Source organism: Rouxiella sp. Mn2063 (assembly GCF_049319665.1).
Lineage (GTDB): Bacteria > Pseudomonadota > Gammaproteobacteria > Enterobacterales > Enterobacteriaceae > JBMOUD01.
In genome coordinates this window covers 123,032-141,836 of record NZ_JBMOUD010000001.1, presented here as the reverse complement: position 1 = coordinate 141,836, position 18,805 = coordinate 123,032, and the positions used below count along the sequence as shown (strand labels likewise).

Annotated in this window: 2 protein-coding genes; both read right to left on the bottom strand. The window is 50.5% G+C overall.

What is annotated here, in order from left to right:
* Positions 1–25: 25 nt before the first annotated feature.
* Positions 26–1,408, bottom strand: coding sequence for a TolC family outer membrane protein (locus tag ACL9RG_RS00540; RefSeq protein WP_422790619.1), 1,383 nt, complete (start codon positions 1,406–1,408; stop codon positions 26–28).
* Between the two features lie 271 nt (positions 1,409–1,679).
* Positions 1,680–18,536: an Ig-like domain-containing protein gene (locus tag ACL9RG_RS00535; RefSeq protein WP_422790618.1), complete on the bottom strand. Its 16,857-nt coding sequence runs from the start codon at positions 18,534–18,536 to the stop codon at positions 1,680–1,682.
* Positions 18,537–18,805 lie beyond the last annotated feature (269 nt).

The window sequence follows — 18,805 nt, the reverse complement described above, 5'->3', positions numbered from 1 at the left end:
TGCGCATTTTGTTGGACTTGACGACTCACAATGTCGGGAGGCTGTCACCGCTCTGTTTTTGTCTATCAATTCCCAGCATGTCTACGAGATTGTCAACGGCGGCGGCATAGCGCACCGTGGCATCCCAACCGTCATATAAGGCACCAATGCGCATGGTGTCGGCCTGAAATACATCCTGCTCAACGCTGAGCAGGTCGTTCAGGCTACGTTTACTGAGTTTGTATTCATCCTGATATACGCTGCGAGTATGTGCCGCGCTGTTATATTGCTGATCGCCTGCGACTTGTCGCTGCTGGCCACCAATCATGTCGGCATAAGCGGTTGAGGCTTTCAGATTGATGTCCAACTTGGTTTTTTCCACCTCAGCCTGTGCCGCTTGACGCTCAGCCTCTGCTGCTCGCACTTTCGCACTGACAGCCCCGCCCTGATAAATCGGGGCATTGACGGCTAGTTGCAGCTCATCATCCCAATAAGATCCACTGCCACCGCTGTTTTGATAACGAGTGCGTGCCGCCTGCACTTTGATGGTTGGATAATGACCGGCTTCACTTTGTGTCACACGTTCGATCGCCGCCTGCTGTTTGGCTTGAGCGGCCTGCACATACATGCTGTTTTCATACGGGATTTTGTTGAGGGTGATCTTCTGGTTGAGCAGACTTTGTGGAAGATCGGGTAAATTATGGGATACCACCCCAGTCAATACCGTTAACTGAGCAAGGGCTGAACGCTGCTGAGCGCGGTACTGTTCAACCGTGGCACGCATGCCTGCAATACGCGTCTGCGCTTGCAACACATCAGATTGAGAACTTAACCCGGCATCGGCGCGCAGCTTAGCGGTATCAGCCACATGCTGCAGTGAATCAATATTCTCACTAGCGGCCTGGCTTAGCGCTTGAAACCGTTTTACCGAAAGATAGGCCTGCAATGTGCCTAAAGCCACATCTGTCATGGTGCCATAAAGTACATAACGATAGGACTCAGAGAGGCGCTGCTGTTCATCAATCGCGCCCCCCGTACTCCCAAAGTCATATAACAGTTGGCTAAGTTGGATACCGCCGGTGGCGTTGTTATTGACACTGCCGGCTGAGTCGGTGGTGTGCGACTTACCTGCCGTGCCCTGTAGGGAAATTTGTGGATACCATGCCGCTTTGGCGGCATCAAGATTGCCTGCGCCTACGCGAATTTGCGCTGCTGCTTCAGCAATTTGAGGGTTGCGGGCGAAGGCACGCAAAATAGCCTCTCGCAATGAGAGGCTCGCTTGTGCTTCTTCTGTTGGCGCCGCCTGCCAATTGAATTCAGGCTGTTTAACGGCTCCCCACGCTAGATGACTATTCGGTAAACCAAAACTACATAAATACAGGGTACTGATAACGGCGGCGATACGCCGTGTAACACGTTTCTTATTCATGACCGACACCACTTGATTTCGTCGATTCTTTATTATGTAAGGCTACGCGGTGAGGCGAAGGCATTCGGCTAATCCGGTCATACTTCAAGTTACAGGGTTGTTGGCTGTTCTCGATTGCCGCCTACCTGAATCTCGCAGTCTAGTGGGTAGAACTCCCTAGCGCCGCCGCCAACATCGCATATCACCTCGTTGAAAACGTCTGCCATTGCGCAACATCCTGTCTTGCAAATGACAAAACCCCCGCCGCTTACGCGGACGGGGGTCTTCTTTTTTAGGTATTTTGTACGTGGATACCGTGCTGAACTAATACGTCTCCCAACGTGTTATTCGCATCCAACGAACTGTTGTGATAAACATCGAAGGTCAGGCCATCCACCGTGCGCTGCCCGGTTTCATTCCATGCGCCATCGCTACCTTGTACTAAGTTAACCAAACTGCCTTCGGCACCTTTAATAATCACCTCGTCACTTGGCTTATCTTTAACTGTCTGCGCCTCTTCTAAATTCAAGGAGATACTGTTGGTGCCCGTATTTCCAAGGTCGAAGATATCAATATGTTCGACTTTTAGACCCAGAAGAGTGAGATCAAGATGTTGGTTGTTACCCGCCAGTAACAAAGTATCGACCCCTGCACCACCGTCAATATGTGCAAAGTTCAGGTCGAAAACTTCGATGATATCGTTACCTGCTCCACCAATTGCTTCACCATTATGTTCCGTCAACTCCAGCGTCACACCGCCTATCGAGAATGCGGTTTCGATAGGTTCTGCATGGCCGGCATCTGCTGGCTGGTGATCGATTGTCGATTCCGGTGTAATCAGCGTATCGGTCAAGGTACTTGCCGCTGTCGCCGTAGCAATATCGTGTTCAGTATCGGCCGTCGCCACGTGGTTCTGAACGGTTGCCGGTTCTGCTGCATGATGAGTCGTCGCTGCCAGAGTATGATTATCCTCAGGTGCAACATGCGCAGCACTGAACGATGCCGTTTCTGGAGGCAGAGTAGAACCCGATGACAGGCCAAGATGAATATCAAAGCCGTTACCTGCTTTATCTTGTACCTGCAGCTCAACGATATCGCCAAGCAATGCACCTAACAGAGTGAAAAGACTATATGCCTTGAACACCTGGCTGGAGAATTTCACCGTCCAGGAACCATCTGCCTGCACCGTTCCTAACAAGGTATTGCCCAACAGCGTGACTTTGATTAACCCACCGGCTTCAATGTTACGGCTCTTACCGCTTAGGGTTAGACCATTCCCCAAGATGCCGCCGATCAGATTGCCAAGGTTGCCAAGTCCATCCAACGTCGCAATTGGCAGCGCATGGGTTTTCACCGTCAGCGGTACGTTTTGCGAGGTGACGTTGCCAACCGCATCAGCCAGTTTGACATTGACCGAGGTGACGCCATCGCCAATCGCTTTTAGCGCAGTTGAGCCAATATTGACACTCCATACACCTTTAACAATGGTGCCGGTATAGGTTGTGCCATTGAGGGTGACCGTTGCCGTACCATTATCGATATTACTCGTGCCGCTAATCACACCATTTTTGCTGGCATCAGCCGCATTGAGGTAACCGGTATTACTAAAGAGTGAGCCAATATTCAGCGTCGGTAGCGTATGGATACCCACCTGCACATCCAGCACGCTAGCTTCTGCCGTTTTACCTGCCGAGTTGGTGACTGAGGCCCCAATCTGCAAGTGTCCATCGGTCAGCAATGCCAGGATGCTAGGAGAGACTGCCGCACTGAAGGTACCGTCTGCTTTTACCTGAGCAGTCACTTTGGCAACACCAAGATTGATAGTCACCGTTGAACCAACCGCATTGGTCGTCGTGCCGGTAATTGTCTGGGTTAACAGTGCTCCTACCGCGTTCAGTAGTCCGTTGTTGAAGGCACCATCCAAGGTAATCGTTGGCAAAGCATTGGCGATAACATTCAACAAGCTGCTGCCAAGCGCCTGGTTGCCCGCGGAGTCAGTATAAGAGACACCGACCGACAGATTGCCGTCAGTGGTCAGCAGTTTCAGGTCGCCAATACCGACAGTGACACTCCAGTTACCGTTAGCATCCACGGTACCTTGGTAAGATTTACTGCCCAACGAGACAGAGACTTTACTGCCAGCAGACAGATTGACAGAGGTTCCGCTGATGGTTTGTGGCGACAGCAAATCAGCTACACCAAGCACACCATTACTGAACAACGAGGTAATGGATACTTTTGGTATCGCATTGATAATGACATTCAGCGGACTGCTGGCGCTGCTGGTATTGCCCGCAAGGTCAGTGACAACGACATTGACGTTTAGCTTGCCATCACCCAAACCAGCCATTTGTGCCACAGACAGCGTGGCGGTGAACTTCCCAGTTGCATCAACTACCGCAGGTAGCAACAGGTTGCCGATAGAAACATTAACAGTTGAGCCTGCGGTGAAGTTGCTCAGGGTACCGGTCAAGACTTGATCGACACCGGCAGTGACCGCATTCAAGGCACCATCTTTGCCAAACAATCCATCCAGCACCACTTTAGGCAAGGTGGTGATCACATTAATCGGACTGATAATCGAACCGACGTTACCAACAGCATTAGCGACACTCGCGGTAACGTTCGCTACCCCGTCGACCAACAATTTCAAGTCGCTTGGCTGTACAGTAATACTGAAATGTCCGGCATCATCGCTGGTAGTACCGATGTAATTTTTACCGTTTAGCGTCACAGTAACTTTAGTGCCACTAACAACACCGGTGACCAAACCAGTGATAGTTTGCGCTGACAGCAAATCGCTGGCATTGAGATGGCCATTATCAAAGATAGAGTCAAGCTTGATGACCGGCGCAACAAGGTTAAAGCCCAGTGATGAGGTGGTTTTATCAACGTTACCCGCCGCATCCGTCACGATAATTGACACATTGAGATTGCCGGTGAGTAACCCGCCAATCAGCCCCGTCAATACTGCTGGGGTTAGCGTCAGACTAAAGTGACCACTACTATCGACCGTTGCATCTAACAGCGACCCATTACCGATTTGAATAGCAACCTTGGTTCCGGCAGCCATATTTTTCACCGTACCGGTGATCAGCTGGTTGGTCAGCAAGTCTGCTGCAGTAATCAGGCCATCACCCACGACTGACAACGTATCTTTCACCAAACCTGGGAGGCTATTAACCACAACATTCAGGTTGCCAAGGGTTTGCGAAATAGCGTTACCCGCGGTATCAACAACGTTAAGTACCATCGGTACTAAGCCATCGGCAATACCTGTCAGGCCCCCTTCAGGGATAGTCAGTGAGAACTTCCCGCCGTTGACTACGCCGCCATCAAAGATCTTGCCACCGATAGCAACGGAAACCTTAGAACCATCTGCGGCATTGATAGCACCACTAATTGTTTGTGCAGCGCCAACGCTTACCGCATTGAGAACGTTACCTACGCCGCCAATCAGGTTATCTACAATGCCGACAACCGGCAGCGTTTTCGCGACGTCGACGGTCAGGCCAGATGTTTTGGTGTTGCCGAAAGCATCGGTCAGCGTTAGCGTCAGTCCTAAAGGACCATCCAACAAACCAGACAGCAGCCCAGGCAGAATGTTGATGCTCCATTTACCATCAGCGCCAACGGTTGTTGTCAGTGGGGTCAATCCTAACCCCTTCAATGTCACCGTTGATCCCACGCCCGCATGTTCTGCGGTACCACCAATGGTTTGAGTGAGCAACGAACCCGCAGCATTCAAAACTTTATTGAGGCCCAGGCCTTCAGAGATATCGAGTTTCAACAGTTGATTAAATTGCAGGTCAATACCGGCATTCACTCGTGTGGTGTTGCCATAACCATCGGTAATCGACACATCAAGAACATTCGCCCCATCTTTTGCCAGCGCTAATAATCCATCAAGATCATTAGGCAGGATCTTAATAGTGGTGCTCCACAACCCTGTTGGCCCCACTACCGCGGTACCAATCGTCACGCCTAACAATTTAATGGTAACGGTTTGCCCTGCCTGATCCGGCGCGGTACCACCGAGCAAGGTACCAGCGAGCAATCCAACCAAGTTAAAGACGTTATTACCTGCATCAAGGCCCACGGTTAACAGCGGTGCGGTTTCGTGTGCGTTGAATGTCAGCGAAACTGGCGCACTTGGGTTACCAGCTGCATCGGTCATGCTAGCCGAAATAGTATGCGCACCATCTTTCAATGCCGTCAGATCGGCAGCTGGAATAGCAACACTCCAGTTACCTTGAGCATCGACTACGGCATAGTAAGAATTCTTACCATCGATCTGTACGGTTACAGTACGGCCCGTTTCACCCAGCGCTTTACCGCTAATGGTTTGTCCTGCCGCTGCTTCGGCAGCATTAAGGATATTGTCACCAGCAAATGTATCGATAGTGACAACCGGCGGCGTACGGTCAACGATGACGGTTTGTTCTGCAGTAGCGATGACGGTAGACGGCAATATGGTTTGCAAAGTGGCAACAAACTCTTTGTTCCCATCAGCCAACAAGGCAACCGGAACCAAAGCAATAATTGTCCAAGTACCCGAGTTACCAGACAACACCGTAATCGGATAGGTGCCGAACAGAACGCCATTAATCGTCAAATTGATGGTCTGACTTGGCACAAATGTAGCAGAGGCTCCAGAGTAATGCCCGGTTACCGTCAAGTTGCCAATCAGTGGATCAGAGGCATTGACGACGTTGTCACCACTAATAGGATCGATAGTCAGGAATGGCCCTGCTGGAGGCGTCAAGTTCACCGTAATCGGATGGTTATCCGTGACGACATTCCCTGCCGCATCCGTTGCAGTCACGCTGATTTGTGTACTGTTGTTGAATGTTGCCAGCGAGGCCGCAGGAACAGAAATACTCCATCCGCCACCAGCAACGACGGTTGCCGTACCAGTAAAGCTTCCAGCCGTTACATTAATCTGCTGGCCAACAGCCAATCCGGAAGAGGTACCGCTGATGGTTTGCGGCACCAAACTTTCGCCATAATTCAAATTATCATCGCCAGCAAACAAGCCCACTTTAATGCTTGGATTGGTGACAACATTGACCTGCAAGCTGTTAGTCGTCACGTTACCGTGATTATCGGTCGCAGTGACCGTAACAGTTTGCTGGCCCTGATTGAGAGCAGCCAATTGAGCAGGGGTTAAATCTACACTCCATGTATTGCCGGTCACAGCGACCGTAATTGGGTCGCCATTACCCAACTTGACCGAAACACTGACGGCATCGGTCACGGTTCCCGAAATGGTGGTACCAAGCTGCGACTCTTTCTGGTTGAGATAAATAGTGCCCGTCGTCGGGTCGCCAAAGACCGTTGTGACCGCCAATACCGGCGGCGAGAAATCGGTAACAAACTGAACTGGGACTGCGGTACCAGTGTTGCCGTTGGCGTCCGTCACAGTGACATTTATGTTGTGTGTACTCGCATCTCCCAAACCACTGAGAGCACCTGCTGGCAAGGTAACCGACCAGGTTCCATCGGTAGTATTGACGCTACCAGAATAGCTTATTCCGTTAACATCAATCGTCAATTTGACGCTCGAAGAAATACCTACAACACCCGTTTTACCCGTAATGGTCAACGCACCGTTAGCTTCGACGGAACTCACGAAACCATCACCAAATGGATTCGCATCAATCGTCGGCACCGGCAATATAGTGGCCGAAGTGAAGCCCGTTGTCGTTGCCACACTCTCGTTACCGTATTGGTCGGTAGTCGTCACAGTAATATTGTGTGCACCTGTTCCACTGACTTGCGCCAATTGCGCGGTGGTCAGTTGAGCAGTCCACAGGCCATTAGCATCTACCGTCACAGCAATTGGAGTCGTCACACCATCAATGGTGACCTTAACGCTTTGATTTGCGCCCAACAAACCGGTAGAACCGGTCAGTGTTTGACCTTCAGCTGCTGCTGCTTCCGCATTATTGAGTACACCATCAACGAATGGCTTATCAATCGTCGGTGACACTGGTGGAGTCAGATGTACAGCGATATTAATCGCCGGTGCTGTGCTGGTATTGCCCGCCGCATCTGATGCTTTTACCACCACCGACCACGTACCGTCTGGTAAAGCTTGCAACTGTTCTGGCGTGAATGTGAGCGTCCATTGTCCGATGTCGTTAACAGTCGCGGCGAATTGGCTGCCATTGATGTTTACCGTTACGATTTGACCTTCCGTGGTTGCCCCGGTCGTGCCACTCAGGGTTCCACCCTGCGCAGCAGCATTGATATTCAGTACGGTACCGAAGGAAGTATCCACTTCTGACAAGCTTGGTACGTTATGAACATAAGCCGTGAAATCTTTAGTACCTGTTACGATATTACCTGCAACATCTTCGGAGGTGATGAGAATGGTATTTTTGCCATCCGATAGGCCTTGCAGCACTGTACTTGGCAACGTTGCTGTCCAGGATTTGCCGTCAGCGCTCACCGTAGCAGCGATTGGTGTGCCGTCTCCCCCCAAAATGGAGATTGAAATTTTCACACCAGGGCCGCTGAGGTTGGTTAGTCCACCAATCTGTTGGTCCTGCCCAGATTCCACAACATTGAGCAAATTATCACCGAAGACCAAATCATTAGCTGTCGGCGGCGTCAATGGTGCCAAATGCAATTCCAACGCGCTGCTATTAGTCGTGTCATTACCAAAAGCATCTTTCGCGGTAACGTCGATGGTAACCGTACTATCGAGGCCAACAGTGAGTAATGCAGGCGGAACATTGACTGACCATTTTCCATCAGTGACCACAACCGTGAAGGATTGGAGAGCACCGAGGTTTACCGTAATGGTTTGCCCATCCAAATTAACCGCCGTACCGCTAATCACAAAACCATCGGTCGCTTCTTTGACACCAATGATATTGTCACCGGAGATAGGATCAATGCTCACGATTGGCAACGCATTCACTGCCAAAGTGAAGGTCTCTGAGATACTGCCCGGGTTGCCGAACCCATCCAGGACACTCACACCAATAGTCTGTGTGCCATCCGTCGTAACGGCCAATAGTGCATCTTTGGATAACGTGTAGTTCCAGTTACCTTGTGCATCAGCAACCGTTGAATAAGTCACACCATTAAAGGTGATATTGACCGTTAAGCCAGCTTCAGTCACGCCATGCAGTGCCAAACCTGATTGAGCTTCCGACAGATTTAACCCATCAGCGACACTAGCATCCAGTACTAACGTCACTTCAGGAGCCAGCGAATCAACCTGGATGTGGTGCGTGGTATTTGCTGGGTTATTGGCGATATCGCTAGAACTTACCGTAATAGTATTATCACCCTGCGGCAGTTGTTGTACCGCATCAGCAGGGACGGTAACTGTCCAATTACCCTGCGCATCAATGGTGGCTGAGTAATCAACGTTATTCAGGGTTACTTTGACCGACTGCCCTTCAACCAGATGCGTTGATGAACCGCTAATCGTCAACGGTAACTCGTGTTCTATCGCATTAATCTTGTCATCATCAGAAACTGGATTAACCGTTAAGGTTGGTAAATCAGCCGGTGAAGCAATGACGGTGACATTGTGTCCCGCAGCAGCCGGGTTTTGCGCAGCATCGGTGACGGTGCCACTCACCACAATCTGCCCATCTGGCAAGGCGGCTACATCTTGCGCATCAACGGTGACAGACCACTTACCGCCGGTTACAGTTGCTGTATAAGCTTTGTTGTTGAACAGAACATTGACTGTTTGCCCATCTTCAACATTAGTCGTGCTACCCGTGAGGGTTATCGCCCCGGCTTTTTCAAGCGCATTGATATAGTCATCGCCCGTGACTTTATCGATAGTCAGCGTTGGCAGACTGGTTGGAGAGGCTTTAACACTGAAGCTTCCTTCTGCGGTTGTAGTATTACCCGCAACATCCTTCAGCGATACGCTGTAGGTATAGCTTGCATCAGGTAATGTTTGTACCAACGAGGCAGGCAAGCCAACACTCCAACGTCCATCTTCGAGTACGATTGAGGTGAAGGTTTGCGTCGTTCCGTTATATGTGAATGTCACGGTAACGGTTTGACCTGCATCTTCAGCGCTGCTGTTACCGGTGATCTCGACTTCGGCGCGAGATTCTGTTGCATTGATAACGTTGTCACCAGAGACCGTCAAATCGGCCAAGACTGGCGGCGTTAAATCGACAGTGATCGCACTGCTGGTAGTAGTAGAGTTACCTGCCGTATCAGTAGCGGTAATCGTGATAGTCAACGAACCATCTTTTAACCCGCCCAACTGTTCAGCAGTGAGATTCAGGCTCCAGTGACCATTGTCATCCACTGTCGCCGTGAGCGGTGTCGTGCCATCACCTAAAGTGACCGTCACTACCTGATTCGCACCGATAACACCGGTATCACCACTTAATGTTTGATTAGTTGCCGCATCCTCTTTATTGAGCGAACCATCGCCAAATGGCGTACTGATCGTTGGTTGCGGCACAATTTGGATAGCAGCATCAACGTTGTGCGTCACAGTGGTGTTATTACCGGCTGCATCCGTCAAACTTACCGTCAACTGCTGATGACCATCAAGCAAGGTACTCAACGCACCAGCAGGAACGTTAATGCTCCACGTCCCATCGGCTTGTACCGTGCCGCTGAAGGTTTTACCCGCTACGTCAACGGTTACTGTGCGGCCGGCTTCGCTGAGAGAGGCCGTTCCCGTGATGGCGAAACCGTCTGTCGCTTCACTACGGTTAATGATGTCATCACCCGTAATCGGCTTAACCTCTAGAGTAGGTGCAACCAAGTCAATAGCCGCGGTTGCCGTAGAATTTTTGGTGTTACCTGCCGCATCGGTTGCGGTTATGGAAATATCAAGCGACTCACCCGTTAGCCCAGAGAGACTATTAGCAGGTAAGGTTGCTCGCCAACTGCCATCCGCTGCCACTGTTGCATTAAGGGTGATACCGCCAATGACCAGCGTAACCGTTTGTCCATTGCCTGCCACCCCCGTACTGCCAGTGATAACCTGATCGCTGGCCGCATCTTTGATATTAAGGGTGCCATCACCAAATGGCTGATTCAGCGTTGGGTCTGGAAGATTATGGGTATAAACGCCCAGTTCAGTGCTATTGGAAATTGGCTTACCTGCAGTATCTGCGGAACTGACAGAAATGACATTCGGACCATCAGGGAGTGCAGTTAATGCCAAGGAAGGGATCTGTACACTCCAAGATCCGTTAGCGCCTACAGTGGCATTAAAGTTTTCGCCACCAACATTAACAACAACAGTTGAACCAACAGGCACATTGTAAGACGTCCCGCTTACGGTAATGCCGGCAGCGGCTTCACTCACGTTAAGATTACCGTCACCGGCGATGACATCGAACGATAGGCCACTTTGAGTACTGTTGACGCTGAAGTTTTCGAATGCACTCGCAGTATTCCCAGCTTTATCACTGATACTGACATTAATGCTATTGCTGCCATCATTGAGTGCCTGCAATGCTGCAGATGGAATTTGTACACTCCATGATCCATCAGCCTGTACGATTGCGGTGTACTTACCACTACCAATAGTGATCTCAACCTGTTGGCCTGGCTCAACATTGGATGTTTTACCGCTTAAGGTTTGTTCGACCTGACGTTCAGCACCGTCCAAGATATTGTCATGGGCAAAGACATTAATACTAATGCTTGGCAGGGTTGAGCCATCGGCACTTAATGTGACGTTTTGGGTCAAGGTTGTGGTATTGCCTGCCGTATCAGTCAGGCTAATAGTAATTGGGTAGGCACCATTGGGTTGGCCGCTAAGCTCACCAGCAGGAACGGTCACCGTCCATGAACCATCGGCCTGGACTTCACCAGTATAATTTTTGCCATTCAGATTTACGGTGATAAATTTACCCGCTTCATCAGGGGAAGATTTACCCGTGATATCAATGGCAGCCTGCGCTTCACTGTTGTTGATGATGCCATCACCCGCAATCGGATTAACCGTTAACAGCGGAGGTGTGAAATCAACGCTTACGTTACCGGCTAGTCCATTCGACTGGCTGTTGCCTGCCGCATCCGTTGCCGTAACCGTAATCGGCAGAGTCCCTTCTGGCAGTGCTAACAGGTCTGCACTTGGCAGCGTGGCGCTCCAATTGCCCTTATCATCCACAGTCGCGGTATAGGTTTTACCATTCAAGGTCACGGAAACACTTTGCCCCGCACCTGAAATCCCCGTGCTACCGGTCAAAATCTGCGGGCTTCCCGCTTCGACTTTGTTCAGCAATCCATTACCAAAAGCGGGATCCACCGTTGGTGCAATCAGGTTTTCATTGAATACACCTACTTGTGTGGTGTTAACAATGGTTTTGCCTGCAGTATCTGTTGCCGTAACAGAGAGAGTTGCTAAACCAGACGCTAGCGTGCCAGCAGCAAGATCGGCCGCGGGGATTGTCGCTGCCCAATGACCTGTTCCATCAACAATTGCCGTGTAGGTTTTACCATTAAAGGTAATATCTACCGTGGTGCCCTGCGCGATATTCACCGACGTACCGCTTATCACTACGCCAGCAGCAGCTTCCTGTGCATTGATCTTGCCATCGCCGGAAATCAAGTCAAAGGCCAAGCCACTTTGTTGACTGTTCAGTGTGAAGTCCAGGCTGTTGCTTATACTGTTGCCAGCTTTATCAACAACTGAAACATTAATAGATTGTGCACCATCCGCGAGTTTTTGCAGATCCTGAGCACTGATCTGTACCTGCCAATTGCCTGCTGAATCCACCGTCGCGTTATAGGTCAAACTACCAATATTGATAGTGACCGTCTGTCCAGCTTCTACATTAGTAGTTTTGCCGCTGAGAGTTTGTGAAACAGTACGCTCAGCCCCATCAACGATGTTGTCAGAAGCAAAATCATCAACAGCAATGGTAGGCAAATTGGCCACATTAGCCTTCACCACCACATTGCTGGTTTGGGTTGTGGTATTACCAGCGCTATCGGTCAATGAAACGGTGAGTGGATAAGTACCATTCGCCACAGTCGACAAGCTATTGGCCGGGATCGTGACGGTCCAACTGCCATCGGCATTAACAGTTCCAGTATAGGTTTTGCTGTTAATGGTGACGCTAACTTGCTGCCCAGCTTCAGAAAGTGATGCTTTGCCGGTGACATCAATTGCAGCCAGAGATTCTGCGCGACTAACAATACCGTCGCCCGCAATAGGATTCACCGTCAGCGTTGGCGCGGTGAAATCGACCGAAATATTTTTAGTGATAGTGGTGGTATTGCCTGCGGCGTCGCTCGCCACCACTTTGATGGCATTATCACCTTCAGGTAACGCCTGGAGATCGCCTGGTGACAAGCCTAAGGTCCATGAACCGTCAACGGCTACCGTAGCGTTATAGGTCTTACCATTTAGGGTAACAGTAACATGTTGACCAGCCCCCGTTTCACCGGTGGTTCCACTTAGCGTTTGCACGCCAGCAGCGGTATCAATACCCACCTTATCATCGGCAAATGGCAGCACAATAGTGGGTAATGGTGCAGTGAAATTAACGGTTGCGGAACTATTAATTGCCGAGCTATTACCCTCTGCATCAGTAGCAATAATCGTGACAATAATTGTCCCCGCCGGCAAAGCTTGCAGGTCGGCGCTAGGGATTTTCACTGTCCAGAAGCCGTTGTTATCTACCGTTGCTTCATATTGCTTGTTGCCAAGTGAAACTTGCACGGTCTGTCCAGCCCCGATAACACCAGTACCACCGCTGAGAAGTTGTGGAATGGCGGCTTCGGCGATATTCAATATGCCATCACCAAATGGCTGGTTCAGGGTTGGCGTTGGTAAGGTGTTAAACACACCAACGTCAATGCTGTTGGTCAGTTCGGTGCCGGTGATGGAATCAACGACAGAAACGTTAAGCTCTTTATTGCCCAAGGTCAGATCGGCAAGTTCAGCGGAGGTTAAATCAACGCTCCAACGCCCACCCGAGACGATGGCAAAGAACTGCTTGCCACCAAAGTTGATCGTCACTCGAGAGGTATCGCTCACCCCGTGAGTGGAACCACTAATGGTGATCCCGGCTTGCGTTTCAGCAAAGGTGATCTTGTTATCGCCCGTCACAGGATCGATAGAGATACCGTCTTTCGTGGTATCGACAACAAAATCCTCGCTACCCGTTGCCGGTGGGTTGCCCGCTTTATCGGCAACGCTCACCAAGATAGTTTGGGTACTGCCATTGGCAAGCGCTTGCATCGCATCAGCAGGAATAATGACGCTCCATGAGCCATCTTTCTGCACGATCGCGGTGTAGTTATCACCATTTAGCGTGATGGTTACTAACTGCCCGGCCTCAACGTTGGTCGTGTTACCCGTTAACTCTTGTGCCGTTACCGCTTCAGCACCGTCAACACCATTTCCACCCGCGAAATCATTGATAGTGATACCAGGCAAGGATTGCGGATCGGCAGACAAGTGCACACTGGATGTCGTGGTGGTGGTATTACCCGCCGCATCCGTCAGCGTCGCCACCAACGGATAATCACCTTTTAATCCGGTCAATGCATCTGCTGGAATGTTCGCTGTCCAACTGCCATCTGGCTTAACAACCGCCGTATATTCTTGGCCATTCAGCGTAACTTTTACCTCGAGCCCAGCTTCTGAAGTTGATGCTTTACCGGTAATGTTAATAGGCGCTTGTGATTCTGCGAGATTGATATAGCCATCGCCGGTGAGTAAATCGACATTCAAGGTCGGCGGCGTGGTATCGACGATCAATGTAACTGTGGTCGTTGGGCTGTTATTACCTGCCGGATCGGTGACCACAATGCTAACGCTGTAACTTCCCTCAGCAAGCGGGGTTGTTGGTGTGAAGCTCCATGATTGATCTGGCCCAACAAGCACGTTTTCAGTAAGGGTATTATCACCCACTTTTATAGTGACAGTAACCGTACTTCCCACTTCAGCCTTACCGCTGATAGTTGGCGTGGTGCTATTGGTTGCACCAGGAGGAACGATGTCTCCAGCGGCATTAGTGAAAGTAATATCCGTCGCAATTCCAGGGGCTGTCAGGTCAATGACCAACACAATTGGCGCACTAGGCTCGCTACTGTTGCCCGCCGCATCGCTAACGACCACGCTGATATTGTAGTTGCCCTCAGTCAGTGGTGTAGACGGGGTGAAACTCCAACTACCATCACTGCCAACTTTCACGCTACCGAGAGTATCATTGCCATTTTTAATTGTGACTGTGCTGTCTGCTTCAGCTTTGCCACTGATGGTGAGGTTAGTATCATTGGTCACACCGCCGATAGGCTCGCCGGCACCATTAGTAAAAGCAATGTCTGTAGCCAGTTCAGGCACAGTGGTATCAACGTTGATAACAATTGCGGTGCTTGGCACACTATCGTTACCTGCCGTATCAGTCACTACAACGCTGATACTGTGGCTGCCTTCTTTCAAAGGCGCGTCTGGCGTAAAGCTCCAGCTTCCATCGCCGCTTACCACGATACGCCCTAAGATAACATCGCCATCTTTAATGGTAATAGTGTCGCCAACCGTCGCTTTGCCACTCACTGTTGGCGTGGTGTCATTAGTCGCGCCAGTGATCTCATCGCCTGCAGAGTTAGTCAGGGTCACACCTGTGGCTGCTTCTGGTGCGATGGTATTGATGAGTACTGCAATCGGTGCGCTCGGCAGACTACTGTTACCAGCAGGGTCGGTAACGACAACACTGATGCTGTGATTCCCATTATCTAACGGTGCAGTTGGTGTGAAGCTCCAAGAGCCATCGCTACCAACGGTCACACTACCAAGGGTAGTATCGCCATCTTTGATAGTGACCGTGCTATTCGCCTCGGCCTTACCGCTGATTGTTGGCGTGGTATCGTTAGTCGCACTGCCAATGACTGAACCAGAACTGTTGGTCAACGTGACATCCGCAGCGATTTCCGGTGCTTTGGTATCAATGTCCAGCGTAATTGGTGAACTCGGCGCACTGTTATTGCCTACTGCATCGGTAACAATCACGCTAATACGGTGATCGCCTTCTCCCAATGGCGCGCTTGGTGTGAAGCTCCATGAGCCATCGTCACCGGCGTTAACCGTACCCAGGATTGTATCGCCATCTTTGATGGTGACCGTGCTGCCCGCTTCAGCCTTACCGCTAATTGTTGGCGTAGTGTCATTGGTCGCACCAGTGGTGATAGTTTCACCCGCTGCGTTAGTGAAGGTAATGCCGGTGGCGACTTCAGGCGCAGTCGCATCAATATTAACAACAATCGGTGTGCTTGGTGCGCTGCTATTGCCAGCAGGATCAGTGACCACGACGGTAATGCTGTGGCTGCCATCCCCCAACGGTGTACTTGGCGTGAAGCTCCAGTTACCATCGTTACCAACAGTCACGCTACCGATGGTGGTACTGCCATCTTTTACCGTCACAGTACTGCCGACTTCAGCTTTACCGCTTACTGTTGGTGTCGGATTATTGGTTGGACCGACGATCGGCTGGCCAGCGCTATCGGTCAACGTTACGCCTGTCGCAGCTTCTGGTGCACTGGTATCAATATCGACTATAGCTGGAACACTCGGCAGGCTGCTGTTACCAGCAGGATCGGTGACCACGACGCTAATACTATGATTGCCTTCATTCAACGGTGCAGTTGGAGTAAAGCTCCATGAGCCGTCACTGCCAACGGTAACGCTGCCTAATGTAGTATTGCCATCTTTAATAGTAACCGTGCTGCCCGCTTCTGCCTTACCGTTGATCGTTGGCGTCGTATCGTTCGTTGCGCCAGTCGTAATGGTTTCGCCCGCAGCGTTAGTAAAGGTAATACCAGTAGCAGCCTCCGGTGCTTGGGTATCAATATTGACGACAATAGGTGTACTTGGCGCACTGCTGTTACCAGATGGGTCGGTCACAACGACGGTAATACTATGGTTACCTTCGCCTAATGGCGCAGCTGGCGTGAAACTCCAAGAGCCATCGCTACCGGCAGTCACCGTACCTAATGTCGTACTACCGTCTTTGATAGTCACCGTGCTGCCCGCTTCAGCTTTACCACCGATCGTTGGCGTCGTATCGTTGGTCGCTCCCGTGGTTATGGTATCGCCAGCGGAGTTAGTCAGGGTAATGCCGGTGGCAGGTTCTGGCGCAGTCGCATCGATATTCACAACGATCGGCGTGCTTGGTGCGCTGCTATTACCCGCTGGGTCAGTGACCACAACGGTAATGCTATGACTGCCATCCCCCAACGGTGTACTTGGCGTGTAGCTCCAGTTACCATCGTTACCAACAGTCACGCTACCGATGGTGGTATTACCGTCTTTGACGGTTACTGTGCTTCCTGGCTCAGCTTTGCCGCTGACCGTTGGTGTAGGATCATTGGTTGGGCCAGTGACCGGCTGACCAGAACTATCCGTCAGTGTGACGCCTGTCGCGGCCTCTGGTGCTTGGGTATCAATATTGACGACAATAGGCGTACTTGGCGCACTGCTGTTACCAGATGGGTCAGTCACAACGACGGTAATACTATGGTTACCTTCGCCCAATGGCACAGTTGGCGTGAAACTCCAAGAGCCATCGCTACCGGCAGTCACCGTACCTAATGTCGTACTGCCGTCTTTAATAGTCACCGTGCTGCCCGCTTCAGCTTTACCACCGATCGTTGGCGTCGTATCGTTGGTCGCTCCCGTGGTGATGGTATCGCCAGCGGAGTTAGTCAGGGTAATGCCGGTGGCAGCTTCTGGCGCAGTCGCATCGATATTTACCACGATCGGTGTGCTTGGTGCGCTGCTATTACCCGCTGGGTCAGTGACCACAACGGTAATGCTATGACTGCCATCGCCCAGGGGCGTGCTTGGCGTGAAGCTCCAGTTACCATCTCCGCCGACAGTCACACTGCCGATGGTGGTATTACCGTCTTTGACGGTTACTGTGCTTCCTGGCTCAGCTTTGCCACTAACCGTTGGTGTAGGGTCATTGGTTGGACCGGTGACCGGCTGACCAGAACTATCCGTCAGTGTGACGCCTGTCGCGGCCTCTGGTGCTTGGGTATCAATATTGACGACAATAGGCGTACTTGGCGCACTGCTGTTACCAGATGGGTCGGTCACAACGACGGTAATACTATGGCTACCTTCGCCCAATGGTGCGGTTGGTGTGAAACTCCAATTACCATCTCCGCCGACAGTCACACTGCCGATAGTGGTATTACCGTCTTTGACGGTCACTGTGCTTCCTGGCTCAGCTTTGCCACTCAGGGTTGGAGAGGGATCATTGGTACTGCCAGTGATTGGCTGATGATTACTATCAACTAACGTAATATCGCTAGCATTTTGCGGAGTTGTGGCATCAACGCCTATCGTCACAGTGTTTGTCGCAGTCTGGCCAGTGCCACTTGGTACTGAAACAGAAACAACATAAGTCCCATCCGATAGCGCCTGCAAATCTGCCGCTGGCAAGGTAATACTCCAAGTACCATCAGCATTAATTGCGGTTGTGTAAGTTTTGCCATTTAAGGTTAGGGTCAAAATTTGCCCTGCAGCGATATTACTTGTGTAACCGCTGATAACCTGAGATGTCGTAATCTCGGAGGCGTTTAATACGTTATCGCCAGCAAAAGTAGAAACTGCAACGCTTGCTATCCCGCCGCTGCCGCCCTCACCATTGGGAGGATTATTATTATTGTTATTGTTATTGTTATTGTTATTGTTGTTATCATCGTGATGACTGCCACCACGATTACTGGCAGCAATGCCAATCCCCGCACCTAATGCAACAACGCCCAGAATGCTCGCGAGAACCGCCGGGTTGAAAGAGCTAGTATCGACAATTAAAGAGTCAATCCCACTAATCGTTTCATATCCAGGGACAATAGGCACAGCAGTCGCTGGTGCAGCACCTGCATCAACAAAAGTGGCATGCTCAATAGGATTCACGCCATCATCAAAAATCAGTTCGCTGTGTTTTCCTTTAGCATCGACATCAAAAAAGCTCTGATAACGAACAGTTGAGCCATCTTGCATATGTATGATCAGATCATTGCCAACGCGCTCATAGCTGCTCACGGCAGAGCGCGCCCCATTGATCCGAATAATGCTTGATTGGCTTAAATTAACGGTTTGGCTGCTGCCAGAAACGTGGGAAATAACCTCACCATTGTGGCGAGAGATAACATCAACTGCCGCATTGCTATTTTGAGCCATTCTTCTATGCCCCTAAACCCAGAGAAAATAATTATGCACCGCTAATAGCCTGTTTTATTTACAAAAAACATGGCTTCATGGTCATCGTTTATCATTTAAGTAATGAATAACTTTTCCAATTGGTGAGAAAAAAACGAATAAATACTCAATTGATTTTTTCAATCCCACTGTCAACAGCGGTTTGTTGTAATGTTATTTTGTTACAAAACATTCGGAATAATCCTAACGAATTAAGGTATAGACACGATTCCCACTTTTTTCTAGAAATG

Bases quoted from the DNA above. Each gene is read 5' to 3' on its own strand.
- ACL9RG_RS00540 (WP_422790619.1), bottom strand. From the start codon at position 1,408: ATGAATAAGAAACGTGTTACACGGCGTATCGCCGCCGTTATCAGTACC.
- ACL9RG_RS00535 (WP_422790618.1), bottom strand. From the start codon at position 18,536: ATGGCTCAAAATAGCAATGCGGCAGTTGATGTTATCTCTCGCCACAAT.